We start from the raw sequence: 26,352 nt of genomic DNA on the forward strand, positions 1-26,352 counted from the left end.
GTAAATTGCAGGCTTATTTTTATGAGCATTCTATTAGATTGCAAAACAGAATTAAATAAGGGAAAGAAATTAAAAATTGATAAATGTATAATAAAAAGCCTGTTTTCACAGGCTTGTATTTTCGTCTATTAGTAACTCCATTACAACACCTACAACTGGACCTTCATCATCAATATCACCATTTAAGCGGAAACCAAATGATTCATACAGTCCCATTGCAAGTTTGTTGTCTGGATGTAAACTTAAGTAAATTATTTTGCATTCAAATTTTTCTTGTAAGAATTGAATGAGTAAGCGAAGGAAACGTTTTGCGTATCCTTTTCCTTGATATTGTTGGTCAATCATAAAGCGATCGAGCCATACACTTTTATGTTTTACTGAATACCATCCATACATTGCATAACCTACAAGTGTTTCTCCATCATATAAACCTACTGACATTCCGTTTCCTTCATATAATGATTCCGCTAAAGAAAACGCGTTACTTTCAATAAATTGTTGCTGATCTTTTGCGACGTCTAAAGCAACTACTGAACGCCAATTTTTTGCTGTTACTTCACAAATGTGAAGATTCATAATTCCAACTCACCTTCTAAATTAATATAGCTTTAAAGCTAATATGGATAATTTTACTTGTTATTTTGGTCAAGTCAAGGATAAATACATAAAAAGGCAGCTGAATACTAGATTCAGCTGCCTAGAAAATATAATGGATTAGTTTGTTGCTTCTTTCAATGTGTTTACGTTTTCTTCCATTAAAGTGAAGTAATCTTTATTATTTTTTGCATCATCTTCAGAAACAGTAGCTAAGTGATTTAAGCGTAAAACTGTTGTACCAGTTTCTTTTTGAATAACAGATGCTACTTTTGGAGTAGAGAAAGTTTCGAATAAAATATATTTTAGATTATGTTCTTTTACTGTTTTTGTAATGTCAGCAAGCTGTTTTTGAGATGGTTCATCAGAAGCTGAAATTCCAGCGATAGGAATTTGTTTTAGGCCGTATCGTTGTTCCCAGTAACCATAGGCAGCATGAGAAACTAAAATTTCTTTCGTTTTTGCGTTCGCTACAGCTGCCTTAAATTGATCGTCTAAATCAGTAAATTTAGTTTGAAGTGCTGCAAAGTTTTTTTCGAATTCTTTTTTATGTTCAGGTTGTAATTCTACAAGTGCATTTTTAATTTTTTCTGCCTGTTTCATTGCTAGAGTAGGATCTAACCAAACATGTGGGTCTTTATCGTGATGATGTTCATCTTCTTTATGGCCATCTCCATGATCATGATGCTCTTCTTCAGTAGAAGCACGAAGCTCAATACCTTTAGATGCATTTACAATTTTAACATTTTCTTTTTGTAATGTTTTTTCCATTTTTTCAGCAAATGGTTCTAATTCAGCGCCGTTATAAACGAATAAATTGGCTTTTGCAACTTGTACTGTTTGTTTTTGACTTGGTTCAAATGTATGTGAATCTGCACCAGGTGGGTAAATTGCTTCAACATTTACATAGTCGCCACCGATTTTCTTTGCGAAATCAGCAAGTGGGAAAATCGTTGTATAAACTGTTAGCTTTCCATCTTTCTTGGCATTACTTTCTTTTTTATTTGAGCAGCCAGCGAAAATTAAGGTAAAAATAAGTAAGAATGAAAATATAGTCAATCTTTTAGGCATGAAGTTCTCCTCTTTTCTTTTTTACGGATATATTTTCCCCAATTATAGAAGAAAAATATCATTTTAATACAAAACGGAATAATTACGTTTTAGTTTGCGAACTTAGTATAATACATCTTTAATAAAGTTGCAATAAATAATAATCATTCCGATTTGTTTTTGTTATAAAGTTGTCAAATATAGGTGTATTATTTTTGCAAATGCATGCATATGTGACAACGCTGTTTTCATATATTGAAAAGGAGGTAAAGAGGGGGATGAGCGCTTGGGTTACTTAATGGAAGCTATTTTATTAATATTAGCGGTAGTATTGCCATTATCTTTCGTATTAATTTTTTTAAGAAGATTAATAAGTAATTTAGGGGACGCTACAACAATAACGAAATTACAAGAGAGAGATGAGAAAAAAGAGTGAGTAAAACACTATGCGTACGCATAGTGTTTTACTTGTGGTAAAATAAGAGCAGGAAACTCCTAAAGGTTGTATTTTACTGAAGGAGAGAAAAGTAAAATAAGAGGTATATGCATATATGAATAAGCGAACAGCGTTAATACTTGGTGCAAGTGGTTTAGTTGGACAAGAGATAACGCGTCTATTACTTGAATCAGATTACTACGATTCGGTTACTATTTTTGTAAGAGAGCCAATGCAATTGCAACATGAGAAGTTACAGCAGAAACAAGTTGATTTTTCGGTATTAGAGGAATATAAAGAGTTCTTTGCTGTGGATGATGTTTTTAGTTGCTTAGGAACAACAATAAAAAAAGCAAAAACAAAAGCAAATTTTAAAAAAGTAGATTATGAATATACGTTACGAGCTGCTTGTTTAGCTGAAAAACAAGGGGTGCAAAATTTCCTTGTTGTGTCTTCTATGGGAGCGAATCCTAAATCATTTTTCTTTTATTCACAAGTGAAAGGAAAAATGGAAGAAGAATTGCAAAAGTTAGTGATCGGTGGTATTCACATTTTTAGACCATCATTATTAGTAGGAAACCGACAAGAATTTCGTTTCGGCGAACGAATGGCTGAAAAGTTATCTCGTATTATTCCTTTTATTTTTAAAGGGGCTTTCAAAAAGTATAAACCAATTTCAGCTAAAGATGTGGCGAAAGGTATGTATATAACCGCGCTGCGAGAAGAATCGGGTATCTATACTTATAATTCAAATGAAATTACAACGATAGAATAAATAAAACCGAGAAGAATGACTTCTCGGTTTTATTTATTCGTATGAATTTTTCCTGGTGCTCGCTTATATTGGTGAGGTTCTTGCAATTCAAAGCCAAGTTCATTGGCTGCTATTCTTGGGAAGTACGGATTGCGAAGTAATTCACGTCCGATGAAAATTAAATCTGCTTCGTTATTATTTAAAATTTGCTCTGCTTGTACTCCGGTCGTAATTAATCCAACTGCACCAGTTGCAATGTTAGCATGCTCTTTAATATGTTTAGCATATTGTACTTGATACCCAGGATAAACATCGATGCGTGCAGGGACAACAGCCCCAGAGCTACAATCAATTAAATCTACTCCTTGTTCTTTCATCCATTTTGTATACTGAACATAATCTTGAACTGTTAACCCGTCAGGATGATAATCATTTGCTGAAATACGGACAAATAACGGTCCGTTCCAAACTTCATTTATCGAGTCAATGATTTCGCGTAAGAAACGATAGCGGTTTTCAGGTGAACCACCATATTCATCAGTCCGCTTATTGGAAAGCGGAGAAAGAAATTCATTAATAAGATAACCGTGAGCACCGTGTATTTCAATAACATCAAATCCAGCTTGTTTTGATCGTACTGCAGCTTGATGAAAAGCTAATACAGTATCTTTAATTTGGTGTTTGCTCATTTCTATTGGCATTTTCATTGTTTCATTAAATGGAATGGCTGAAGGAGCTAACGCATCTGTTTCTAATTCTGCTTTTCTTCCGGCGTGAGCGAGTTGAATGGCAGCTTTTGCACCGTTATCATGTATAAAAGTAGTCGTTTTATGTAAGCCTTCAATTAGGTTGTCATCCCAAATGCCCAAGTCTTTGTTAGAAATTCGTCCTTCAGCTAACACCGCAGTTGCTTCAACCATAACTAAACCTACTTGGCCAGCAGCGCGAGTTCCATAATGAATGAGATGAAAATTCGTAACGCTGCCATCCTCATTCCCTGATGAATACATACACATAGGCGACATAACGATACGATTTTTTAGTGTAACGTTCTTAATTGTATAAGGTGAAAAAAGCTTGGAATTCATCAAATAGCCTCCTTGATTGAATTTTCTTATATTTTATCATTCTCTTTTTTGTTTCTCTAATAAAACGCTTATACGAAAAATTTTGTATATTCGTGTTACAATGACTAATATGAACTGAATTGGAGGATGACATATGTACCAGGCTTATTATGAAAGTGAATTAGGCTTGCTTGAAATTACAGCGAATCAAGAAGGAATTACGTCTGTTATATTTGTTGATGAACGACAAGAAGAAAATAAAAATGAAATGATAGAACAATGTATAAATGAGTTAGATGAATATTTTAAAGGGAAAAGAAAAGAATTTACGGTCCCGCTGTCTGCTAAGGGAACAGCATTTCAAAAAAATGTATGGGATGCACTTTATACTATTCCGTACGGCGTAAGTGCTTCATATTTAGATATTGCAGAGAAAGTTGGAAATACAAAAGCTGTACGGGCAATAGGAGGGGCAAATAGTCGGAATCCAATTTCGATAATTGTTCCATGTCACCGTGTAATAGGAAAGAGTGGAAAGCTTGTTGGATATGCTGGTGGTTTATGGAGGAAAGAGTGGTTATTAAAACACGAAGGTATTTTGAAATGACGTATGGATGGGAAGAGGGATTGTTTTGAAATGTATAAATTGTGGGCAACCTTGCGAGGAGGAACAGTTAAATTGTACAAGTTGTCAGCGAAACTTGGATAATGAACAAGAGGAAGGTAGCTCGTTAATAGATAAAGAACTGGAAGTATATGTAGGGAGACAATATCCGTATTATCAAAGGAAATGGGAGCTTGAGAATAAGCGGATTGCTAGGTGGAGCTGGAATGGTTGGGCTGCTATTTTCAATATAGGCTGGCTAGGATATCGTAAGTATTATGTACCAGCTGCTTTATTTATGTTGTTATTAGTAGCGTGTGATGCATTTTCGTACTATATGGGATTTAATGTAGCGTTGCCAATCATTAATATGGTGCCTCTTACGTTTTTATTACTCATTTTTATTCTGTTTGGAATGGGGATTTTTGCAAATGGATTGTACTATCAATTTGCGGAAAGACGTATATACCGAATAAAAGCAAGAGAAATAAAAGATAAATCAGTTGAAAACTATCTAATCAATGATAGCGGCGGAACGAGCAAAATGGGAGCGACAATTGTTACTATTTTAGCAGTTGCTAGCATATTTTTTAGTCATTTCTTTTTTCCGACTGATCGAGACGTTATTCAAAAGGTTCGTACAAGCTCGCTTTATGAATATCCTTTCTTTTCAATAGGTGAATCTTTCGAAAATTATTTTCAAAATTCAGGTTGGATATATTATCGTGGAACGGAAGGGTTAGAATTAGTAGAATTCCAAGGATATAACACCGGAACGTCAAGACAAAAGGTGAAGATTCAATTTGTTGTCGATTATAAATTAGGTGAAGTGGAACCATACTCACTTATGGTTAATGGTGAATCTAAAACTGAAGAAGAGTTTTTGAAGCTGATGGAAGAAATATTTAAAGTTCAAAATCCATTTGATATAGAGGATGGATTACAAGTAAATGCTATTCAAGGAAGCGGCTGGAAAGAAATTTCCGCTCGCTTTTTTCTATGTTTGTTAAAATAAATATTTAAAATAATCAGAATCTTTTGTATAATAAAATATATTATATAGGATTTAACTTATACATATAGATTGGGGGAAGGAAGAATGAAGAGAAAGACAACAACAATTGCTGCACTTGCGTTAACGACGAGTGTATTGGTTGCAGGATGTGGGAATGGTGAGAAGGCTTCGACAACGAAGAAAGAATCGAATAAGGGAATGGCCGATAAACAAGTTTTAAATTTGCTAGAAACAGCTGAAATTCCTTCAATGGATACATCTAAATCAACGGATTCTGTATCTTTCCGTGTATTTGTAAATGCAATGGAAGGTTTATATCGTCTAGATAAAGATAATAAACCAACACCAGGTATGGCAAAAGATGTGAAGATTAGTGAAGATAAAAAGACATATACATTTGAATTACGTGATGCGAAATGGTCAAATGGTGATCCAGTTCGAGCACAAGATTTTGTATATGCATGGCAACGTACATTAGATAAAGCAATAGCGGCAGAATATGCATTCATTTTATTTGATGTGAAAAATGCACAGAAAGTAAATAAAGGTGAATTACCAGCAGATCAATTGGGTGTTAAAGCGAAGGATGATAAAACGTTGGTAGTAGAATTAGAGCAACCAGCACCTTATTTTCTTGAGCTTACGTCGTTCCCTACATTTTTCCCATTAAATGAAAAATATGTGAAAGAGCAAGGAGATAAATACGGATTAGAAGCAGATAAATTATTATATAATGGACCATTTACAATGAGTCAATGGAAACATGAACAAAATTATCAGTTGAAGAAAAATCCTAATTATTGGGATAAAGATACTGTAAAGTTAGACGAAATTAATGTAAGTATTGTGAAGGAAACAAGCACGGGAGTAAATTTATATGATAGTGATCAAGCAGATCGAGTTATTTTAACTTCTGAATTTGTTGATAAATATAAAAAGAATAAGCCAGATGAATTTAAAACGAAGTTAGATCCACGCATATATTTCTTACGTTTTAACCAAAAAAATGCAACATTTAAAAACCAAAAAGTACGTGAAGCAATTGATTTAGCATACGATAAAAAAGGAATTGCTGATGTTATTTTAAATGACGGTTCATTGCCAGCATATTTCTTAGTACCTGAAAAATTCACGACAGGTCCGGATGGAAAAGATTTCCGCTCTGTAAATAAAAACTTCCGTGATAGTAAAGATAATGCAGAGAAAGCAAAAAAAATATGGGAAGAAGCGAAGAAAGAGCTTGGTCAAGATACAATTACGGTTGAATTACTAAACGATGATAACGGTAGCCGTAAAAAAGTGGGCGACTTTATTAAGGAAGAACTAGAGAAAAACTTGCCTGGTATTAAAGTGAATTTGAAACAGCAACCATACAAGCAAAAGCTAGATTTAGAAAAGAAATTCCAATATGAATTCTCATTATCTGCATGGAGCCCTGATTATCCGGATCCAATGACTTATATTGATATGTTTGTTACTGGAAGCTCATTTAATGAAATGGATTATTCTAATCCGAAGTATGATGATTTAGTAGCGAAATCAAAAGGAGAGCTATTAAAAGATGATAAAGCACGCTGGAATGCACTTGCGGAAGCTGAAAAAATCTTAATTGGTCAAGACGCAGCAATTTCTCCTACGTACCAACAAAGTACAGCTTATTTAGAGAAGCCATTTGTAAAAGGTATTGCTAATCATACGTTTGGCGGGGACTTCAGTTATAAATGGGCATATATTACAAAAAAATAGTATAATAAAAGATGAGTGAATTTTCGCTCATCTTTTATTTGTATAAGGAGGAATTATAGTTGTTAAGGGGAATCAATCATATTTGTTTTTCGGTATCTAATTTAGAAAACTCTATTATGTTTTATGAAAAAGTATTAGAAGGAGAATTATTAGTTAAAGGAAGAAAATTGGCTTATTTTAACATATGTGGAGTATGGATAGCGCTTAATGAAGAGACGCATATTCCGAGAAATGAGATTCATCAATCTTATACGCACATTGCATTTTCTGTTGAACGAGAAGACTTTGAATGTTTAATACAGCGATTAGAAGAAAATGATGTTCATATTTTACAAGGAAGAGAACGTGATATCAGAGATTGTGAATCTATATACTTTGTTGATCCTGACGGTCATAAATTTGAGTTTCACTCAGGGACACTGCAAGACCGTTTAAATTATTATAGGGATGAGAAACCTCATATGACATTTTATTAGGGAGGGATAGCATTTGCATGCACTAGTAATTGGTGGAACAGGAATGCTAAAGAAAGTTTCTATGTGGCTTTGTGAGAAAGGATTTTATGTTTCTATTATCGGGCGAGATGAAGTGAATTTAGAAAATGTTAAGCGAATGAGTTCTGCACCAGAAAATATTACATGCCTTTCGTTAGATTATCATAATGATGAAGATGTAAAGCTAGCTATTAAAAGTACAATTGAGAAAAATGGCCCGATCACATTAGTTGTTGCATGGGTACACACAAGTGCAAAGCATGCACTATCAAATATTTGTAAAGAACTAGATTTGTCGTCTAAAACATATAGTTTATTTCATATTTTAGGTAGTAAAGCATCACGTATGCCTGCACAAAAAATAGGAAGTACGCGATGTATTTATTATAGAATTATTTTAGGTTTTATTTTAGAAGATACATATGGAAGATGGCTTACGCATGAAGAGATAGCTGATGGAGTTATAAAAGGGATTGAAAGTAAACGAGCAGAGTGGATTGTAGGGAGAGTTGAACCGTGGGAATTACGACCAACATGGTGAGGGGGAGTAAGAAATGAAAACAACTATATATGTAACAAGGCATGGTGAAACAGAGTGGAATGTAGCGAAGCGAATGCAGGGACGAAAAAATTCTGCTTTAACTGAAAATGGTATAGTTCAGGCGAAACAATTAGGGAATCGAATGAAAGATTTACCAATCCATGCGATCTATAGTAGTCCGAGCGAAAGAACACTTCATACGGCAGAGTTAATAAAAGGGGAACGTGATATACCCATTATAGCGGATGAGCATTTCTATGAAATCAACATGGGTATATGGGAAGGACAAACAATCGAGGATATAGAAAAGCAATTTCCAGAAGAAGTACATCTATTTTGGAATGAGCCACATCTTTTTCAGTCAACATCAGGCGAAAATTTCGAGGCCGTTTATGAAAGAGTAATTGAAGGGATGCAGCTTCTTTTAGAGAGGCATAAAGGACAAAACATATTGATTGTTTCTCATGCGGCAGCAGCAAAATTACTTATAGGGCATTTCGCGGGAATGGAAATAGAAAATGTGTGGGATGATCCATTTATGCATAGTGCCAGTTTGAGCATAATAGAATTTGAAGAGGGTATTGGTAAAGTGAAACAATTTGCAGATATAAGTCACTTTCAATAAATGTAAAAAAGGCCGCAAAACGGCCTTTTTTGGGTGGTATAAAAACTAGCAGTTACGTTTTTTATACCAGAAGTGATCGAATTTCTTATTTTTGCAAGATGGGAATTTATGTCCGCCTTTGCAATCATTCCATTTGTGTCCGCTATCGTGACAGTCTTTACCATGATCACATGAATCATCGCAAGAGTGACCGTGTCTGTTAGGGAAGAATTCGCATTTTTTACAGAAACTTCGTTTTGTCCAGAAAAATTTCTTTTCAAAGCGTATGCATTTTGTAATGAATGTACAATGTTTTCTGCGAGTCCGTTTTGTAACTAAAACGCATTCTTTTCTACGCGTTACTTTCGTAACGAACGTCCATTTTTGAACACGTACACGAGTACATTTTGTAACAAATGTCCATTTTTTTACATGTGTACATTTTGTAACGAACGTACAATGTTTCACGCGAGTACATCTTGTTCTTGGACATTTACCCCCAGTTGTACATTTACATCCAGTTGTACAATTATGATGAGTGAATTTATCATCATCGCATTCAAAAGTACTTGGATCTTGGTGTAAGAAATCCTCCATCCCAGCACTTTTGATTTCTTCGACAGCTTTTCTAATATCACGTTTCATAGAAATCCTCCTTATCATGTATTAAAGTGAAAAGGTATTCTTTTTCCTTAACATGATATGTATGTAGGCATCTTTCTGAACAGGACAAGAGTGTAATTTTATATAAATAGATGATTGCGGATGTATGGACAAGACAAGGCGCATACATTGAATGAAGAGAACTGAGAAGGGATGAGAAAACATGCTGCCTTCATATGATTTTTTTGTTCATCCAATGTACTTAGTGGAATTGAAAAAGGACATTTGGTCAGATAGTCCAGTGCCAGCAAAATTAACTTATGGAAAAAAGAAGTATGACATTGATATCGTATACCGTGGGGCTCATATTCGCGAATTTGAGAAAAAGTCTTATCATGTTATGTTTTATAAGCCTAAAAAATTTCAAGGTGCGAAAGAGTTTCATTTAAATTCGGAGTTTATGGATCCGTCTCTCATACGAAATAAATTATCTTTAGATTTTTTTCATGATATTGGTGTACTTTCGCCAAAATCACAACATGTATTTATAAAAATTAATGGTCAAATTCAAGGTGTGTATTTACAGTTAGAATCGGTTGATGAAAATTTTTTGAAAAATAGAGGATTACCGAGTGGTTCTATTTATTATGCGATAGATGATGATGCGAATTTTTCATTAATGAGTGAACGAGATAAAGATGTTAAGACAGAGCTCTTTGCGGGTTATGAATTTAAATATTCGAATAAAAATAGTGAAGAACAACTGAGTGAATTTGTATTTCAAGCGAATACTTTGACGAGGGAAGCCTATGAAAAAGAGATTGGGAAGTTTCTACATGTCGATAAATATTTAAGATGGTTAGCGGGAGTTATTTTTACACAAAACTTTGATGGTTTCGTTCATAACTACGCACTATATCATAACGATGAAACAAATTTATTTGAAGTTATACCGTGGGATTATGATGCGACTTGGGGGCGAGATGTACAAGGAAGACCACTCAATCATGAATATATTCGCATTCAAGGGTATAATACGTTAAGTGCAAGATTGCTAGACATACCTGTATTTAGAAAGCAGTATCGAAGTATTTTAGAAGAAATATTAGAAGATCAATTTACAGTTTCGTTTATGAGGCCGAAAGTAGAAGGGTTGTGTGAATTGATTCGTCCATATTTACTACAAGATCCATACATGAAAGAAAAATTAGAAACATTTGATCAAGAGGCTGATATGATTTATGAATATATAAATAAGAGAAGAAAGTATATACAAGACCACTTACATGAATTGGATTAATTTTGAAAGAGATTGAAACGTTATCAATCTCTTTTTTTTGTATAATAAAGATGTATCAATAAAAATGAAGTAATATATTTGATAGAGAATGGGGATGCGGATATATGACGATTAAATGGATTGATTGGGTAAAACAAATACAATCTATAGCTCAAGCGGGTTTAACGTATTCTAAGGATGTGTATGATATTGAGCGTTTCCAGCAATTACGAGATATTTCTATTTCAATGATGTCACATTACACGAAAACAGATTGGGAAGTCGTAGAGAAATTATTTGCAAGTGAGACAGGCTATCAAACACCTAAAGTTGATATAAGAGCGGTTGTTTTTCAAAATGAAAAGTTATTATTTGTGAAAGAAAAAAGCGATGGGAAATGGGCATTGCCAGGTGGATGGGCTGATGTCGGTTATACGCCAACCGAAGTTGCAGCAAAAGAAGTTTTCGAAGAGACTGGTTATGAGGTAGATCATTTTAAGTTACTAGCTATATTTGATAAAGAAAAACATCAACCATCTCCATCGGCGACGCATGTATATAAGATTTTCATTGGATGCGAGATTATTGGTGGAGAAAAGAAAACTAGTATTGAAACAGAAGAGGTGGAGTTTTTTGGTGAAAATGAATTGCCTAATTTATCAATTGCTAGAAATACAGAAGACCAAATTAAAGAGATGTTTGCCTACATGAAAGACCCGCAGAAAGAGAAATTAATAGATTAATCCTGCTTGAATTGTACATATTGTTAAAATGAAGATATTGGCAGATTGCAGCCTTTATGTAATAATGGGATGGTATGTGAAGAAAAAAGGAGATAAAAAAGAACATGTTAGCAAACATAATAGATCAGTTATTGCAATTTTTTGCAAGCTTAGGTTACTTTGGAGTAGCTCTTGCTTTAATGATTGAAGTAATCCCAAGTGAAATTGTACTTTCGTATGCTGGCTTTTTAGTAGCGAATGGTAAAATTAGTTTTGTTGGTGCAGTTATCGCCGGAACGATTGGTGGTACTTTAGCACAAATCTTTTTATACTGGCTTGGATACTACGGAGGGCGTCCGGTTGTAGAGAAATACGGGAAATATCTACTTATTAATAAACATCATTTAGACATAGCAGAAGGTTGGTTTAAACGTTATGGAGCAGGCGTAATATTTTCTGCGCGCTTTATACCAGTAGTACGTCATGCGATCTCTATTCCAGCAGGACTAGCTAAGATGCCATTAAAACTATTTACACTTTATACGGTTGTAGCGATCATTCCGTGGTCAATTCTATTTATATACTTAGGTGAAAAACTTGGTGGGAATTGGCGACAAATTAAAGAGTATGCATCTGATTACACACATTACATAATTATAGGAGCTGTTCTTTTTATTGCTCTATACTTTGGTTTAAAGTATTTCAAAAAGAAAAAAGCTGCGCGTTAAAGTCAATGATTTTTCATTGGCTTTTTTATTTGTTTCCGGTTCTAAAAAAAAGGAGTTGTCCATAATGTGTAATAATAAAGCGTAGCGGAGGAATGTGATGAAAGGGTCACCGTTTATACGTGGAACTATATTTTTAACGATGGCAACGATGATATCAAAAATGTTAGGATTTATATATGTTATACCATTTACAGCAATGGTCGGTACGAGTGGGTATGTTTTATACACGTATGCATATCGTCCCTATACCATTATGCTCAGCATTGCGACAATGGGATTACCACTTGCAGTTTCAAAAATGGTATCAAAATATGATCAACTGAATGATTATCATACGGTTAAGAGAGTGTTGAAAAGTGGAATCGTGTTTATGTTTATAATGGGAGTCATTTCGTGTTTTACGTTATATATGCTAGCTCCGCATTTAGCTAAGCTTGTCATCGATGGGAATGATCAAACGGGGAATAGTGTAGGAGCGGTTACTACTAATATTCGAATTGTAAGTTTTGCGTTAATACTTGTGCCAGTAATGAGTTTATTAAGGGGCTTCTTTCAAGGATTCCAATCGATGGGGCCTTCTGCATTAAGTGTCGTTGTAGAGCAATTTTTTCGGGTTTTAACCATTTTAATAGGAAGCTTTGTCGTTTTATATATTTTAAAAGCATCTGTCTCGCTAGCAGTTGGTATTTCAACATTTGGTGCCTTTATGGGAGCGGTAGGTGGATTAACTGTTTTAAGTGCGTATTATATGAGAAGGAGAAGGCACTTAAAGAAAAAAGAAATGGCAAGTATACCACAAACAACGAAATCTTTTTTCTCGCTTTATAAGGAGCTCTTTACATATTCTATTCCTTTTGTTGTGGTGGGCTTAGCAATTCCGTTGTATCAGACGATTGATACATTTACAATTAATAAACTACTTATACAAATAGGGTATATGCAAGGAGAAGCGGAAAAAATTAATGCGATAATTGGTCTTGTTCAAATGGTTGTGCTTATCCCGGTATCCGTTGCGACAGCTTTTAGTATGTCTCTCGTACCAGAGATGACGAAAGCTTACACAGCAGGAAATACGAAGCTATTGTACAAACATTTTACGAGAACAAATGTATTAGTAGTAGCGATTACGGTACCGGCGGCAATTGGAATGATGGTGTTAGCCAAGCCTGTATATACTCTTTTATTCGGTGCTGGAAATGATCCAGAGATGGGGAGAATCATTTTACAGTATTATGCTCCTGCTTGCATATTATTTTCTCTTTTTACAGTAACGGCTGCTATGCTACAAGGAATCAATCAACAGCAGAAGACGGTGCTAGGACTAGTGATTGGAATTATTGTGAAGATAGTTTTAAATATTGTATTGCTTCCGTATTTCGATTATGTAAGTTTTATCATTTCAACATACGCTGGCTATACGATTTCAGTCGGTTTTAACTTGTGGATGCTTTCTAAATATGTTATAAAGGCAACATAAGCTTTTAAGGCAGAGAGCACTCTGTCTTTTTCTATGTTTATCCCGCTTTAACGGGCAGTGAGACCCTCACCTCAAAATTCAGCGAAAGAAAAGAAGTTTGGTTGGGGGCGGGTAGCCTGTAAAAGCCCGATTTGTGAGGGCTAATAATCAGTGGGGGATGAAGCCACCCACTGATTAAAGTTTCACTTTATAATATTTTTCCTATAAAAACGTTTTCAAAATAATTTTTCTATTGAAATTTAAACGTATGTTTCATATGCTGAGAATGGCGGTTTAAAAACTGTGATTTAAGAGAGGTAGATTCCTACATGTAAAAAGAATCGGGGTGATAGTATGTTAAATATATATTTAACAGACCGAAACGGAAAACTACAAGAGATTGAGGAAATGCAAAAGGGGTGCTGGATTAATGTACTTCATCCAACAGAAGAAGAAATTCAATATCTAGTACAAACTTTAAATGTAGACTTAGATTTCATTAAAGACCCTTTGGATGATGAAGAACGCTCTCGTATTGAAAAGGAAGACAATAATACTTTAATTATCGTGGATATTCCGACAGTTAGACATGACGAAGAAGGAAATTCGATTTATGACACGATTCCAATAGGTATGATTGTGATGCCGGATTGTTTTGTTACAATCTGCTTAGAAGAGAATCCAATTTTTGAACGTTTTATTAATCAACGTATTAAAGAATTTTATACGTTTAAAAAGACGCGCTTTGCACTTCAGCTCTTATATACGATTTCTACTTATTATTTAAGATACTTAAAGCAAATAAATCGAAAAACAATTGATTTAGAGCATCAATTAAATCAGTCAATGAAAAATAAAGAGATCTTCACATTATTAGGCCTTGAGAAAAGTTTAGTATACTTTACAACGTCATTAAAGGCTAATAAAATTGTAATTCAAAAGTTAATGCGTAATAGTACATTTTTAAAAATGTATGAAGACGATCAAGATTTATTAGAAGATGTATTAATTGAAAATAAGCAGGCTATTGAAATGGCGGAAATATATAGTCACATTTTAAGTGGAATGATGAATACTTTTAGCTCCGTTATATCAAATAATTTAAATAGTGTTATGAAACTGTTAACGTCAATTACAATCATTTTATCTTTACCGACGATGGTTTCTAGTTTCTTTGGAATGAACGTAAAGGTTCCGTTTGAAGGGGAAGCCCACGGTTTTGTAATTGTACTCATCATATGTGTAACACTATCTTTCACGTTAGCTTTTGTTTTTTGGAAGAAACGTTACTTTTAACGATAAAAAAGCTGCTCTAGCATAGTTATATAACTACGCTAGAGCAGCTTTTTTGCTATGAAATCTCAAATTTTGAATAGAATATAACTTGTACAATGTAATGTATATAAAGGGTATGTATGCCATATAATCCTTGTCCAATTAATGAAATGGGGTTAAAATTACATATTGTTAATGAAAAGTTGGAGGAAATACATCATGGAATTGTTTCAATTACCGAAAGCATTCCTGCAAATGAATACAATTTTTATCTCCATATTGATCGAAGCACTTCCGTTTGTGCTAATTGGTGTATTTATTTCAGGATTCATTCAAATGTTCGTGACAGAAGATATGGTGGCTAAATGGATGCCGAAGAACCGATTTCTGTCTGTTTTATTAGCTACTTTTTTAGGCATGTTGTTTCCAGGTTGTGAATGTGGAATTGTTCCGATTGTAAGACGATTAATTGGAAAAGGCGTTCCACCATACGCAGGGATTGCATTTATGTTAACTGGACCTATTATTAATCCAGTTGTATTATTTGCTACTTATGTTGCCTTTGGGAGTAGTATGCACATGGTATGGTATCGTTCTATTGTAGCGATTATCGTAGCCATTATCGTTGGAATTATATTATCCTTTATGTTTAAAGAACATCAATTAAGAGATGATCACTTCCCAGAAGTGAATAATAAGCGTCCACTGCGTAAAAAAATGTGGGATGTATGTACACACGCTGTTGAGGAATTCTTCTCAATGGGAAAATATTTAGTACTAGGTGCGTTAATTGCAGCAGCGGTACAAACGTTTGTACAAACTTCAACACTTCTTGCTATTGGACAAGGTCCGTTTTCTTCATCAGCTGTTATGATGGGACTTGCTTATATATTATCACTTTGTTCAGAGGCAGATGCATTTATCGCTTCTTCGTTCCAAAGTACGTTTTCAACAGCTTCACTTGTCGCGTTCCTCGTTTACGGGCCGATGGTGGATATTAAAAATATGTTTATGATGCTTGCGACATTTAAAACGAAATTTGTAATTGTTGTTATAGTTACAGTTACTCTTGTTGTTTATGCAAGCTCACTACTCATTTATGCGATGGGGTGGTAGGTTATGTTTCGAGCATATATATTATTAGGTTTTACAATATTAATTGCGCAGCTTCATATTTCCGGTAACATTACGAAGTATATCAATATGAAGTATGCCTATTTATCAACAACAGCAGCAATTATTTTAGGTTTCTTAACGATTATACAAATTATCGTCGTTTTCCAAAAAGAGCACCAAAAGGAAAAAGAGAAAAATGATTGCAGTTGTGACCATAGCCATTGCGGGCATGATCATTCAAAAGATGAGAATACATGGTGGAAAAAAGCATTTTCGTACTCCTTGTTTTGTTTTCCAATTATCTCAGGGTTATTTTTCCCAATTGCGACGTTAGATTCGGATATTGTTAAAGCGAAAGGATTTCATTTTCCTGTTGCACAAGCAGAAAGTAAGGATCCATTTATGACAAGACAATTTCTAAGACCTGATACGAGCATTTATTACGGGAAAGAAGGATACCGTGGTGTAATGGAAAAAGGGAAGAAAGAGTTTGTTACGAAAGACAATATTAATTTGAAAGATGAAGACTTCCTAAAGGGTATGGAAACAATTTATAATTATCCTGGCGAGTTTACTGGGAAAAAATTATCTTTTAAAGGGTTTGTTTTTAGAGATGATTCTTCTAAAAAAGAACAATATTTCTTATTCCGTTTCGGTATTATACATTGCGTAGCAGATTCTGGTGTGTATGGTATGTTAGTGAAAAAACCAGAAGGTGTAGAGTGGAATAATGATGACTGGATTCAAGTAGAAGGAGAGATAACTACTGAGTTTTATCAGCCGTTTCATGCGAATATTCCTGTATTAGAAGTAACAAAATGGAATAAAGTTGAACAGCCGAAAGAACAATATGTATTTAGAGGAGCCGATTGATAAAATCGGTTCTTTTTTGTGGACTAAAAGTTCTGAATGTTGTTAATATTAAACGTGTAATTCATTTAGTATAGTGATTATTGAAATATTAGGGATAAATCATTAAAGGGGTGATAACAATGACAGAAGTGAAGGGGAAAACAGCCAATGAGTCAAGGGTGTTCAAAACGAGCCGGGTATTCCCAACAGATTTAAATGATCATAACACGCTATTTGGTGGGAAGATATTAGCGGAGATGGATATGGTTGCTTCTATTTCAGCATCCAGACATTCGAGAAAGGAATGTGTCACAGCATCTATGGACTGGGTTGATTTCTTACATCCTGTTCGTTCTTCAGATTGTGTTAGTTATGAATCTTTCGTAATTTGGACGGGAAGAACTTCGATGGAAGTGTTTGTGAAGGTAGTGGCTGAAGATTTAATTTCAGGTGAGAAGCGTATAGCGGCAACGTCATTCGTTACTTTTGTTGCACTTAGTAAGGAAAATAATCCAGTTCCAGTACCGCGTGTTATCCCTGAAACAGAAGAAGAGAAAGAATTACATCGTATTGCAGTGTTACGTGCAGAGCAGCGTCATATACGTAAGGCAGAGAGTAAGAAAGTAGCCACATTGTTAACCTTTTGAGATAAATGTTTAGCCATTTAAGTTACAATAGCAGGCGGAAATGGTTTTAAAATGAAAAGCGGACACCTAAAAATAGGTGTCCGCTTTTATAGTTTTTTCATCCACATATCATATGACAGTAGCTACTTAGCAGAAGCAAGCAGCACCGACGATGATTAAGAGGATAAATAATACGACTAATAGCGCAAATCCATTACCATGTGCGAAGCCCATTGTTATTTCCTCCTTTTATTTTAAGATACAACATACAATATGCAAATGAGCTATTGTTTGATATGGACATATATCATGCAATGACATATTTTCTTGAATGATAATGTAATAAAAAAGGGAAGATATAGAAATAACAGTAAGTGGAGAAAGGAATTTATCCATGAAGCACTTTTTCGCTATAATCCTTTGTTTAATAGGTGTATTCATTTGGATGAACATCGATGTGGAAATGGGGAAGGAAATGGCTAGTGAATATGAATTAGGACAAGTTCGATTAGGTGAATTTCAACTATATACGAACGGTGAAGAGTTATATAGAAAATTATTTGAAGATATAAACGAAGCAGAAAAGTATATATATATCCATTTTTATATTGTAGGAAAAGATGAAATAAGCGAAGAGTTTTTACAGTTATTAGAGAAAAAAGCATCTAGTGGAGTAGAAGTGAAATTGTCAGTCGATCGAATAGGTGGATATAAGCTGAAGAAAAAGGTAATTAGCCGATTAAAGGAAAACGGTGTGAAGTTTACATTCAGTAAAAAACCGAAACTGAAAAATGTTTTCTATTCTTTGCATCAACGAAATCATAGACGTATTGTTACGATAGATGGAAAGGTATCATACGTCGGTGGTTTTAATATCGGAAAGGAGTACCTTGGACAAGATCCGAAGTTCGGGCCATGGCGTGATTATCACGTGCGCATCCATGGTGAGGGTGCAGCGGATATGGAAAGAAAGTTCGCCGAAGATTGGAAAGAAGATACAGGAGAAAAAATGCCTATACATGAAAGTATACCGACATTAGGGAATGTACAATATCAATATCTATTTTCAAATGGAAAAGGCTTATGGGAAAAGTATGGGGCACTTTTAAAAAAGGCTAAAAAGTCTTTAATTATCGCTACACCATATTTTGTACCAAGTAAAGAAATGGTGAAAGAGTTAAAAGGTGCATTAAATCGTGGTGTTAATGTGAAAATTCTCGTGCCATTTAAAAGTGATGCCATATTGTTAAAACAAGCTGCCTATCCATATTTGAAAGATATGTTACATGCTGGAGCGGAGATTTATCAATATCGAAATGGATTTTTTCATGGGAAAGTAACAATCATTGATGGAGAAATTGTTGATATTGGGACAGCGAATTTTGATAATAGAAGTTTTTATTTAAATTGTGAGTCTAACTGTATCGTATATGATAAAACAGTTGTTGATGAAGTATGGAGTCGATTAAAGGTAGACTTTCATAAATCAAAACGATTTTCTGAAGAAGATTTTGAGAAAATTAGTAGATGGGATTGGTTTTTAGCAAGAATAGCAAATGTTTTAGCATCATATTTATAACATATAGACCCTAGAGAAGGGAGGCACTTTCATGGATTGTATGAAAGAGTTAATGAGATATAGTTATATGCTAATATACAAGGTTGGAGAGTATGCTGGAAAGGTCAGAGACGAAGAATTAAAAAATCTATTACAGCACCATTTACCATATATGTTACAAGCATATAATGAACAAGTAAATTTTCAAGAAGGAGAGAATGTGCAGCATATAACCTGTGAAACAACGGAGTTTGGTTTGCATGAAATGGAAAAGGAAACAGTTAGTAAATATACAGGGGATATTCATATTGCAACATGTTATATTGCGCACTTAAAACGATTAGCTCTAAAGTTTGCTCAAGTTGCAGTGGAAGTTGCTAATCCGGAGTTCCGCTCATTTTTGGAAAATTGTTTCCTGAAAATGAACCGTTACGCTTATAGTGTGTGGCAATATGTTATGAAGAAGGAATATAAGATTACACATCTATATGAAAATGAAAAGTTTGCATGAGAAACTAAGGCGGAATGGTATGCGCCTTAGTTTTTTTATGTCCATTTAGAGAAAAAATTAGTTTTATTGTGTATCGATTGGAAATGAAATATGTAAATTTAAATTAGTTTTTGTTATCAGAAAATTTACAAAAATTTACCGTATATTTACTGTTTTTCAATCTCTCCTTTAAAAATAGAGAGTAATATGAGGTTGTACATATTCTATCACAGGGAGGAAACGCAAATGAACAAATGGGTTAAATCATTAACTGCTATGGCACTTGCAAGTTCTTTATTAATGGTAGGTTGTAGTAAAGGTGAGGACAAGAAGAAAGAAGACGACACAACAACACAACAAGAGGATAAAAAGGATAAAGAAACAAGCGGAACCGAGAAGTCTACTGATTCTAAAGAGAAGAAATAAAGTAATAAAAAAGCTTCCTCTCATATATGAGGAAGCTTTTTTGTTGTAAATTGATTGATATTATTGAAAAATAGAAAGAGAATGAAAGAGGGGGAAAACAAATGAAAGTATGTATATTGGGAGCAACAGGACGAGTAGGTTCAAACATAATTAATTTAGCATTAAAGGATTCAGCTGAAGTGACTGCATTAGCGCGTGATTTAAATAGAATAGAAATACAACATGAAAGGTTACGAGTGATAGAAGGTAATGTATTGAACGAAAATGATATAAAAAAAGCGATAGAAGGAAGCGATATAGTAATTAGTGCACTTGGAACGGATCAAAATGGAACATTAGCGAAGAGTATGCCACAAATTATTAAGCAAATGGAAGAAGAAGGGGTTCATAAGATCATAACAATAGGAACGGCTGGTATTTTACAAGCAAGAACGGATCTAAATTTATATCGTTTTCAATCAACGGAATCAAAAAGGAAAACGACAACAGCAGCAGAAGATCATTTGGCTGCATATAAGGTACTAAGTAATAGTAATAATTTATGTTGGACAGTTGTTTGTCCGACACATTTAATAGACGGTGAGGCGACAGAGGTATATCGAACTGAAAAAGATATATTGCCAGAAGGTGGATCGAAAATTACAGTGGGTGATACAGCACACTTTGCATGGGATCTATGTAAGAAAAACATATATGAAAATAGTCGAGTAGGTATTGCATATTAAAAAACCATCCCGAAGTCGGGATGGTTAAAATATGATATAACACAAGAAGATGACAATCATAATGATTTGGAGAATTGCTTTCGCTACTGTACTGCTTAAAAAACCAACTACAGTAGCGACTCCAACTAGAAAGGCATCTTTTGGCGCTTTTTTATGCACTAGTTCTGTTATAAATACTGATAAAAACGGTATGATAATAAGTCCGAATGGTGGGAAGAAGAACGATCCAACAATGATAGAAATCATTCCGACACGTTCGCCCCATTTAGAACTACCGTATTTTTTTAAGAAATATCCATTTGCAATAAAATCAGCAACGAAAATGAAAAGAGTGAAAATGACTTGAATAATCCAAAAAGAAGTTGTTAATTCTCCTCCATTTATACCGAAATGGTAAATTAAATATCCAGCCCAGACAGCAAGTATGCCAGGGATAATGGGATAAATAAAGGCGAGAAATGAAACAAGGAAACAGGCAATGATACAAATTGTTAATAAAACCGTCACTTTATAGCTCCTTTTTAATATCTAGTTTATGTACAGCAACTTTTTTGACTTGATGTCCATCAAGTTCTAATACTTTAAATTGAAAACCAGCATATTCAATGGAATAACCAGCTTCAATATTTAAGTCAACTGCTTGAGAGAGAAGCCATCCTCCAATTGTATCTAAATCACTATCATCAATATGTAGGCCAAACATATCATTTACTTCAGAAATGAGCACCTTTCCATCTAAAACAGTAAGCTTAGGTGTACGCTTTTCAATCATAGGTGATTCATCCGCATCGAATTCATCTTGAATTTCTCCAATGATTTCTTCAAGAATATCTTCCATCGTTAAAAGTCCGGCAGTGCCACCATATTCATCCATAACGATTGCCATCTGAACGCGATTTTTTTGAAGATGGACTAACGTTTTACGAATTGGAACTGTTTCAAATACTGTTAAAACAGGATGTATATAAGATTCAAGTGGTTTATAAATACCTTTCGTTTGATCATGGAATACTTCTTTAGTATTAATCATCCCGATGATATCATCTTTATCTTTTTCAATGATTGGATAGCGTGTATATTTTTCAGTTGCGACGATATCCATATTTTCTTCTAACGTATTTTCAGTAGATAAGCAAATCATTTCGGTACGAGGAACCATTATTTCTTTCGCAACTCGATCATCAAATTCAAAAATGTTATTTACATATTTATATTCGGTTTGGTTTATTTCACCGCTTTTAAAACTTTCACCTAAAATGAGTCGCAATTCCTCTTCAGAATGAGCAAGTTCATTTTCTTTGGCAGGTTCTAATCCGAGTAGTTTTGTGAAAAATATAGCTGCACTATTGAGTAACCAAATAAATGGATACATAATTTTATCAAATAAAATAAGAGGTCTTGCAAATTTGAGTGTGATTGCTTCTGCTTTTTGAATTGCAAAAGACTTTGGAACTAACTCACCTAATACAACGTGGAAAAATGTAATAACACTAAAAGCAATAACAAAAGATAAAGTGTTAGCCATTGTTCCAGTAATATTAATTTTTTCAAAGAGCGGTCGTAGTATATGTTCCACAGTCGGTTCACCAAGCCAACCAAGCCCTAAAGAAGTGATTGTAATTCCGAGCTGACAAGCTGATAAATAAACATCTAAATTAGATAGGACGCTTCTTGCAGCTAAAGCTTGTTTATTACCTTCATTTGCAAGTTGGTCAATTCGACTTTTTCGTACTTTTACAACAGCGAATTCTGATGCAACGAAAAAGCCAGAAATAAGAATAAGTACAAAGATGAGAAAAATATTTAATATGTCCAAGTGTGTTCTCCATTCCAAGGTTTGGAATAAAGATGTCACCTCCTGCAATTATGTTATACTTTTATAATAAATCTAAATGAAAAGAATAGTCAAAGGAAAAGGGCAAATATTGGTATGTTTCTGTAATAGTTTTTGAATTTGCTGTTATTTTGTCCGCTATACAAAAGGAATAACCCCCTACTTTTAGATTATAGAGGGTTATTTCAATTAAGGTTTTGGAACGCTTCTCGTTAAAGTGTATGACTGTTGCTTGGAGTAGTTTGTGGTCCATAGTGTTTGAAGGAAAGAAAGTATGCTATATGGGATATAGAGTAGTAATAAGCCGATTGTAGCAATTATGGGTGAATTTCCGCCAAATTGAACGATAAATTGTAACAGTCCACTTGCATGAAAAACGCATTCCATAAAAACGAATGAAAGAATGATGGAACCTAAAATTGATTTATGGTTCGAAGTAAGCGCCAAAAACAATGTATCCACAAGAAAAGAATCATGTTTTATTTCATATTCATTTGTGTTTTTCAAGAAAGGAATCCATTTTTTTACTGCTTGCATAACGATAATCATGGAAGTACTACATACGATGATAAAAGATGAGTAGTAAGGAAGGTTTATAAATTGTGCGACGTATAGAAGTAGTAATAAGACTGAACATTGTAATACTACAGTGCAAAAAGAGTAAGGTATCCAATTCAATACAGTAGTAAACTTTTTAAACGAGTTAGGTACTTTGAAAAATAAATGGCCGATACCCAAACTTATGAAAAATCCGACCGCAAGGGTAAAAGTAAAACGAACAATCGATATAAAATATATTTCCCATATGTAAGGGAATAATGGTGTTGAATGATTAGAAGTATGTATCATTTGATTTGCTGAGAAAAAGATAGATTCATGCATCCAATCAACCTTTGGAATTGATATAGAAGAAAGCTGTGCGAAGTTTTGAAAAATGCTAATAAATCCATTTTGATAAGAGTAATTGTGTGTAATAAAAAGAGCTGGAATAGGACTTATGGCAAAAATAACAATAACACCAATTATAAATTTACATATATGTGAGCGTAATAAGGACATATAAACCACCTACTCTTGGAATATTCAGAAAATTCTTATTCTTATTTTAGCCGTTTTTGGAGCAAGTTACAATATATTTTTCTTCATGTATGGGCATATGGATAATTTTAAATTGTATTTAGAAATCTATTTTTTGTGTGGAATGAAGAGAATGTAGGGAAATGTCGAAAGTATTAAATAGATTTTTACAATTGGAAAGTGATACCATAAAATTAAACGATGTTTAAATCGTTGTTTAACTGATACATTCTAGAGGGGGAGATAAATTGGGAGGGAATGAAAACGTATCAACGAAAAAAAAGATTTTAAATACAACATTGGAATTAATTAAAAAAGAAGGTTTTGAAAAGGTAACGATAAGGAAAATTGCAACATTGTTAGATATAAATATAGCGCTAGTAAATTACCATTTTGGTTCAAAAGAAAAGTTAATTAGTGAGGCGATTAGAGTTTTATTAATTAGCTTTCAAGGCACTTTTTCTATTTTAGATAATATTACAGTGCCAGCAAAAGAAAGATTAAAAATATTTTTATTGGATTATGTACTAGTAATTCGGCAATATCCGGAGTTAGTTAGGAAGATTATTGCAATGGGAACTACGGTATTTACATCTCAATACGAATATGGGGATTTTTTGAAGAGGCTAGGTTTCAGTAAAGTGAAGAATATTTTGAGCGAGATAACAAATGAAACGGATCAGGAAATTTTAATGATGATGACGGTGCAAATATTTGGATCCATTTTTCTTCCCACATTAATGATGCCAATTCTCGAATCAGGGGCAGATATAAAAGTACCATCTGTAGAAAAACAGATTGATTTCCTATTTGAACGCTATTTTTATAAAAATTGAGATAGTGGGTGATAGAGGTGGCTAGTTTCTTTAGAAAGCATTGGTGTGATATAGGGTTAGTTGTCGCTATTGTTGTCGTTGTTTCTTTAGTCGCGAATTTGGGAAAAATGAGTGAAATAAAAGTACTGTTAGGGTTAAGTTTTGTGGCCATTTTAGTGCATCAATTTGAAGAGTATCGTTGGCCAGGTTATTTTGCTGGTCTGTTTAATGTAGTTATATTTAAAAGTGATATACCAGACCGCTATCCATTAAATACGCAATCTGCTATGGTAATAAATATTTTGATTGCGTATGTTTTTTATTTACTCCCGGTTTTTTTTCAAAATATAATATGGCTTGGGTTGGCACCTATTTTAATGGGATTTTTTCAATTCATATGGCATGGTATTTTTGCGAATATAAAAGCTAAAACAATATATAATCCGGGATTAGGTGCGGTTGTATTACTACATGTTCCAATTGGTTATGTATATATGAGGTATATTCTTTTACACAATCTGGCTACAAATTTGGATTGGTTATTTGGGGTGATCTACTTTCTAATAGCTACCTATTTTTTAATTATAAAAGGAAATATGTTAATGAAAAGTAAGGAGACAAATTATTACTTTTCTAAAAAACAATTAGGTCCGTACAATGATACAATGAAGTGATTCAGAATTCAGAGGGAGGGTTTTGGATGCGGAAGAAAGTGCAAGTGAAGGATTCATGAATAAATTATGACTAGAAAATGAATAATTTTCAGAAAAATAAAATAAATTATTTATTTTTTTCTGAAAATATAATATAGTTATGGCACAGAAAGTATTTTAACATAAGGAGGCTTTTTATGAGGATTAAAGGGAATTACGTGCCAAAAAGGGAAGTTTTACTGTGCTCAAGTTCGATTACGATAGGGGAAGCGTTAGAGCATTTAAATAAAACGGGTTATCGTTGTGTACCAGTTTTAGATGAAAAAAAAGAGAAATTTTTAGGGAATATATATAAAGTAGATATTTTAGAATATAAAGGATCACTTGACGAGAGTGTAATGCAATTATTAAACGATAAAGAGGGATTTGTGAGAGAAGATTCTTCTTTCTTTAAAGTATTTTTTACAATAAAAAAATTGCCTTATTTATCAGTAGTTGACGAAAAAGGGGTTTTCCTTGGAATTTTAACGCATAAAAAAGTTTTTGAGTTATTAGAGGATGCATGGGGTGTTCACTCTAGTAAATACTCTGTCATGATTGGAACGCAAGACTATAATGGAGCAATCCAAAAGTTATCGACAGTTTTAAAGAAATACACTGGTATTCAAAGTTTGATGACTTTTGATAATGATGCCTTATTAGTTCGTAGAATTATGTTTACATTAGGAGAAGAGTTTAACGACGGTGAATTAGAGACATTATTGAAAGATTTAGAAGATCACGGATTTAGAGTTGTATATGTGGAAGAGATGAAAAATCCACGTGAAGTTGAAACGATAGAGTAACATACAAAAGCCATCTAATTATTGGATGGCTTTTGTTATGTTACGTGTGTGAAGTTATTTTAAAATAACGACAGGGTAATAGGTGAGATTATAACAATATTTGTGTAAGAGAATAAAAAATGTAGATAATTTCGATTTTCAAAAAAATCAATTTGAAAATATGTTTTTATTTTGCAACTAAATATGTTACTATATGTGTGATAAAAACAAAGAGGTCTGACAACTATACTCCACGTAATAACACTCTAATGATTTGAAAATTCAAAAAACTCAAAATTCAAAAATAACAATTGTATTAATGATTAGAGTAAAAATAAGGGGAATGGAGAAATTATGGAGAAAGACACTGCTTTGTAAGGGGCATATT

Annotated in this window: 31 protein-coding genes; 23 read left to right on the forward strand and 8 right to left on the reverse strand. The window is 33.7% G+C overall.

Annotated features, from left to right (window positions below):
• Positions 1-105 precede the first annotated feature (105 nt).
• Both BUA87_RS01470 and BUA87_RS01475 read right to left on the reverse strand, forming a co-directional pair.
• A complete protein-coding gene (locus BUA87_RS01470; RefSeq protein ID WP_001048674.1) occupies positions 106-576 on the reverse strand; it encodes a GNAT family N-acetyltransferase in 471 nt (156 codons plus the stop codon).
• A gap of 138 nt (positions 577-714) precedes the next feature.
• Complete coding sequence (locus tag BUA87_RS01475; RefSeq protein ID WP_001126155.1) at positions 715-1,665, reverse strand: metal ABC transporter substrate-binding protein; 951 nt, start codon at positions 1,663-1,665, stop codon at positions 715-717.
• Between the two features lie 265 nt (positions 1,666-1,930).
• Here BUA87_RS01475 and BUA87_RS31145 point away from each other — a divergent pair, with 265 nt between their 5' ends.
• Both BUA87_RS31145 and BUA87_RS01480 read left to right on the forward strand, forming a co-directional pair.
• A complete protein-coding gene (locus BUA87_RS31145) occupies positions 1,931-2,080 on the forward strand; it encodes a hypothetical protein (protein WP_000540932.1) in 150 nt (49 codons plus the stop codon).
• A gap of 115 nt (positions 2,081-2,195) precedes the next feature.
• Complete coding sequence (locus BUA87_RS01480) at positions 2,196-2,855, forward strand: oxidoreductase (protein WP_001042737.1); 660 nt, start codon at positions 2,196-2,198, stop codon at positions 2,853-2,855.
• Between the two features lie 29 nt (positions 2,856-2,884).
• Here the strand turns inward: BUA87_RS01480 and namA are convergent, their stop codons facing one another.
• Positions 2,885-3,922 carry an NADPH dehydrogenase NamA gene (gene namA / locus BUA87_RS01485; protein ID WP_001086178.1) on the reverse strand — a complete coding sequence of 346 codons (1,038 nt, stop codon included), beginning with the start codon at positions 3,920-3,922 and terminating at the stop codon, positions 2,885-2,887.
• Between the two features lie 133 nt (positions 3,923-4,055).
• Between namA and BUA87_RS01490 the strand changes: the two genes are divergently transcribed.
• The 6 genes from BUA87_RS01490 to BUA87_RS01515 all read left to right on the forward strand — a co-directional run bounded on the left by BUA87_RS01490 (position 4,056) and on the right by BUA87_RS01515 (position 8,926).
• On the forward strand, positions 4,056-4,508 hold the full coding sequence (locus tag BUA87_RS01490) for a methylated-DNA--[protein]-cysteine S-methyltransferase (RefSeq protein ID WP_000283908.1): 453 nt from the start codon (positions 4,056-4,058) through the stop codon (positions 4,506-4,508).
• Positions 4,509-4,533: 25 nt separating this feature from the next.
• On the forward strand, positions 4,534-5,520 hold the full coding sequence (locus BUA87_RS01495; protein ID WP_072938246.1) for a DUF2628 domain-containing protein: 987 nt from the start codon (positions 4,534-4,536) through the stop codon (positions 5,518-5,520).
• Positions 5,521-5,604: 84 nt separating this feature from the next.
• A complete protein-coding gene (locus BUA87_RS01500) occupies positions 5,605-7,266 on the forward strand; it encodes a peptide ABC transporter substrate-binding protein (protein ID WP_000824269.1) in 1,662 nt (553 codons plus the stop codon).
• 59 nt (positions 7,267-7,325) lie between these two features.
• Complete coding sequence (fosB, locus tag BUA87_RS01505; RefSeq protein WP_000943771.1) at positions 7,326-7,742, forward strand: FosBx1 family fosfomycin resistance bacillithiol transferase; 417 nt, start codon at positions 7,326-7,328, stop codon at positions 7,740-7,742.
• A gap of 13 nt (positions 7,743-7,755) precedes the next feature.
• Complete coding sequence (locus BUA87_RS01510; protein WP_000543126.1) at positions 7,756-8,301, forward strand: short-chain dehydrogenase; 546 nt, start codon at positions 7,756-7,758, stop codon at positions 8,299-8,301.
• A gap of 13 nt (positions 8,302-8,314) precedes the next feature.
• Positions 8,315-8,926 (forward strand): phosphoserine phosphatase 1, encoded by a 612-nt coding sequence (locus tag BUA87_RS01515; RefSeq protein ID WP_000858833.1) that lies wholly within the window; start codon positions 8,315-8,317, stop codon positions 8,924-8,926.
• A gap of 45 nt (positions 8,927-8,971) precedes the next feature.
• Here BUA87_RS01515 and exsB read toward each other — a convergent pair whose 3' ends face one another.
• Complete coding sequence (exsB, locus tag BUA87_RS01520; RefSeq protein ID WP_000817500.1) at positions 8,972-9,550, reverse strand: exosporium protein ExsB; 579 nt, start codon at positions 9,548-9,550, stop codon at positions 8,972-8,974.
• Between the two features lie 181 nt (positions 9,551-9,731).
• Here exsB and cotH point away from each other — a divergent pair, with 181 nt between their 5' ends.
• From cotH to BUA87_RS01560, 8 genes are all read left to right on the forward strand, one after another.
• Positions 9,732-10,808, forward strand: coding sequence for a spore coat protein CotH (cotH, locus tag BUA87_RS01525; protein ID WP_000937999.1), 1,077 nt, complete (start codon positions 9,732-9,734; stop codon positions 10,806-10,808).
• A gap of 104 nt (positions 10,809-10,912) precedes the next feature.
• Positions 10,913-11,530: an NUDIX hydrolase N-terminal domain-containing protein gene (locus tag BUA87_RS01530; RefSeq protein WP_000153584.1), complete on the forward strand. Its 618-nt coding sequence runs from the start codon at positions 10,913-10,915 to the stop codon at positions 11,528-11,530.
• Positions 11,531-11,634: 104 nt separating this feature from the next.
• Positions 11,635-12,237, forward strand: coding sequence for an undecaprenyl phosphate transporter UptA (locus tag BUA87_RS01535; protein WP_000880691.1), 603 nt, complete (start codon positions 11,635-11,637; stop codon positions 12,235-12,237).
• 97 nt (positions 12,238-12,334) lie between these two features.
• Positions 12,335-13,714: a putative polysaccharide biosynthesis protein gene (locus BUA87_RS01540; RefSeq protein ID WP_000678842.1), complete on the forward strand. Its 1,380-nt coding sequence runs from the start codon at positions 12,335-12,337 to the stop codon at positions 13,712-13,714.
• A 333-nt stretch (positions 13,715-14,047) separates the two neighbouring features.
• On the forward strand, positions 14,048-14,989 hold the full coding sequence (locus BUA87_RS01545; protein WP_000932389.1) for a magnesium transporter CorA family protein: 942 nt from the start codon (positions 14,048-14,050) through the stop codon (positions 14,987-14,989).
• 198 nt (positions 14,990-15,187) lie between these two features.
• Complete coding sequence (locus tag BUA87_RS01550) at positions 15,188-16,084, forward strand: permease (RefSeq protein ID WP_000418716.1); 897 nt, start codon at positions 15,188-15,190, stop codon at positions 16,082-16,084.
• Positions 16,085-16,087: 3 nt separating this feature from the next.
• Positions 16,088-16,957 carry a TIGR03943 family putative permease subunit gene (locus tag BUA87_RS01555; RefSeq protein ID WP_000488043.1) on the forward strand — a complete coding sequence of 290 codons (870 nt, stop codon included), beginning with the start codon at positions 16,088-16,090 and terminating at the stop codon, positions 16,955-16,957.
• A gap of 119 nt (positions 16,958-17,076) precedes the next feature.
• Positions 17,077-17,583, forward strand: coding sequence for an acyl-CoA thioesterase (locus BUA87_RS01560; RefSeq protein WP_000141164.1), 507 nt, complete (start codon positions 17,077-17,079; stop codon positions 17,581-17,583).
• A gap of 126 nt (positions 17,584-17,709) precedes the next feature.
• Here the strand turns inward: BUA87_RS01560 and BUA87_RS01565 are convergent, their stop codons facing one another.
• Positions 17,710-17,796 (reverse strand): YjcZ family sporulation protein, encoded by an 87-nt coding sequence (locus BUA87_RS01565; protein ID WP_000505094.1) that lies wholly within the window; start codon positions 17,794-17,796, stop codon positions 17,710-17,712.
• 160 nt (positions 17,797-17,956) lie between these two features.
• On the opposite strand from BUA87_RS01565, the gene cls reads away from it, so the two are divergent.
• From cls to BUA87_RS01585, 4 genes are all read left to right on the forward strand, one after another.
• The gene (gene cls / locus BUA87_RS01570) at positions 17,957-19,141 is read left to right on the forward strand and encodes a cardiolipin synthase (RefSeq protein WP_072938248.1); all 1,185 of its coding nucleotides are present in this window, start codon (positions 17,957-17,959) and stop codon (positions 19,139-19,141) included.
• Positions 19,142-19,172: 31 nt separating this feature from the next.
• Positions 19,173-19,631: a spore coat protein gene (locus BUA87_RS01575; protein ID WP_000340543.1), complete on the forward strand. Its 459-nt coding sequence runs from the start codon at positions 19,173-19,175 to the stop codon at positions 19,629-19,631.
• A 225-nt stretch (positions 19,632-19,856) separates the two neighbouring features.
• Positions 19,857-20,036 (forward strand): hypothetical protein, encoded by a 180-nt coding sequence (locus BUA87_RS01580; RefSeq protein WP_001045960.1) that lies wholly within the window; start codon positions 19,857-19,859, stop codon positions 20,034-20,036.
• A 101-nt stretch (positions 20,037-20,137) separates the two neighbouring features.
• A complete protein-coding gene (locus BUA87_RS01585; protein ID WP_000861649.1) occupies positions 20,138-20,761 on the forward strand; it encodes an NAD(P)-dependent oxidoreductase in 624 nt (207 codons plus the stop codon).
• A gap of 24 nt (positions 20,762-20,785) precedes the next feature.
• On the opposite strand, the gene BUA87_RS01590 is transcribed toward BUA87_RS01585, so the two are convergent.
• The 3 genes from BUA87_RS01590 to BUA87_RS01600 form a co-directional block, all read right to left on the reverse strand.
• Positions 20,786-21,268, reverse strand: a complete 483-nt coding sequence (locus BUA87_RS01590) for a DUF456 domain-containing protein (protein ID WP_000217336.1) — start codon at positions 21,266-21,268, stop codon at positions 20,786-20,788.
• Position 21,269: 1 nt separating this feature from the next.
• On the reverse strand, positions 21,270-22,577 hold the full coding sequence (locus tag BUA87_RS01595) for a hemolysin family protein (protein ID WP_000353735.1): 1,308 nt from the start codon (positions 22,575-22,577) through the stop codon (positions 21,270-21,272).
• Positions 22,578-22,784: 207 nt separating this feature from the next.
• Entirely contained in the window at positions 22,785-23,654 is an 870-nt protein-coding gene (locus BUA87_RS01600; protein WP_072938251.1) for a hypothetical protein, read from the reverse strand.
• Positions 23,655-23,920: 266 nt separating this feature from the next.
• Here BUA87_RS01600 and BUA87_RS01605 point away from each other — a divergent pair, with 266 nt between their 5' ends.
• From BUA87_RS01605 to cbpA, 3 genes are all read left to right on the forward strand, one after another.
• Positions 23,921-24,508 (forward strand): TetR/AcrR family transcriptional regulator, encoded by a 588-nt coding sequence (locus BUA87_RS01605; protein ID WP_000509368.1) that lies wholly within the window; start codon positions 23,921-23,923, stop codon positions 24,506-24,508.
• 8 nt (positions 24,509-24,516) lie between these two features.
• Positions 24,517-25,161 carry an HXXEE domain-containing protein gene (locus tag BUA87_RS01610; RefSeq protein ID WP_071714393.1) on the forward strand — a complete coding sequence of 215 codons (645 nt, stop codon included), beginning with the start codon at positions 24,517-24,519 and terminating at the stop codon, positions 25,159-25,161.
• A 176-nt stretch (positions 25,162-25,337) separates the two neighbouring features.
• Entirely contained in the window at positions 25,338-25,985 is a 648-nt protein-coding gene (cbpA, locus tag BUA87_RS01615; protein WP_001220528.1) for a cyclic di-AMP binding protein CbpA, read from the forward strand.
• Positions 25,986-26,352: the final 367 nt, after the last annotated feature.

Origin of the sequence: Bacillus sp. bc15 (genome assembly GCF_900142585.1) — a bacterium.
In the GTDB taxonomy this organism is placed as follows: domain Bacteria; phylum Bacillota; class Bacilli; order Bacillales; family Bacillaceae_G; genus Bacillus_A; species Bacillus_A cereus.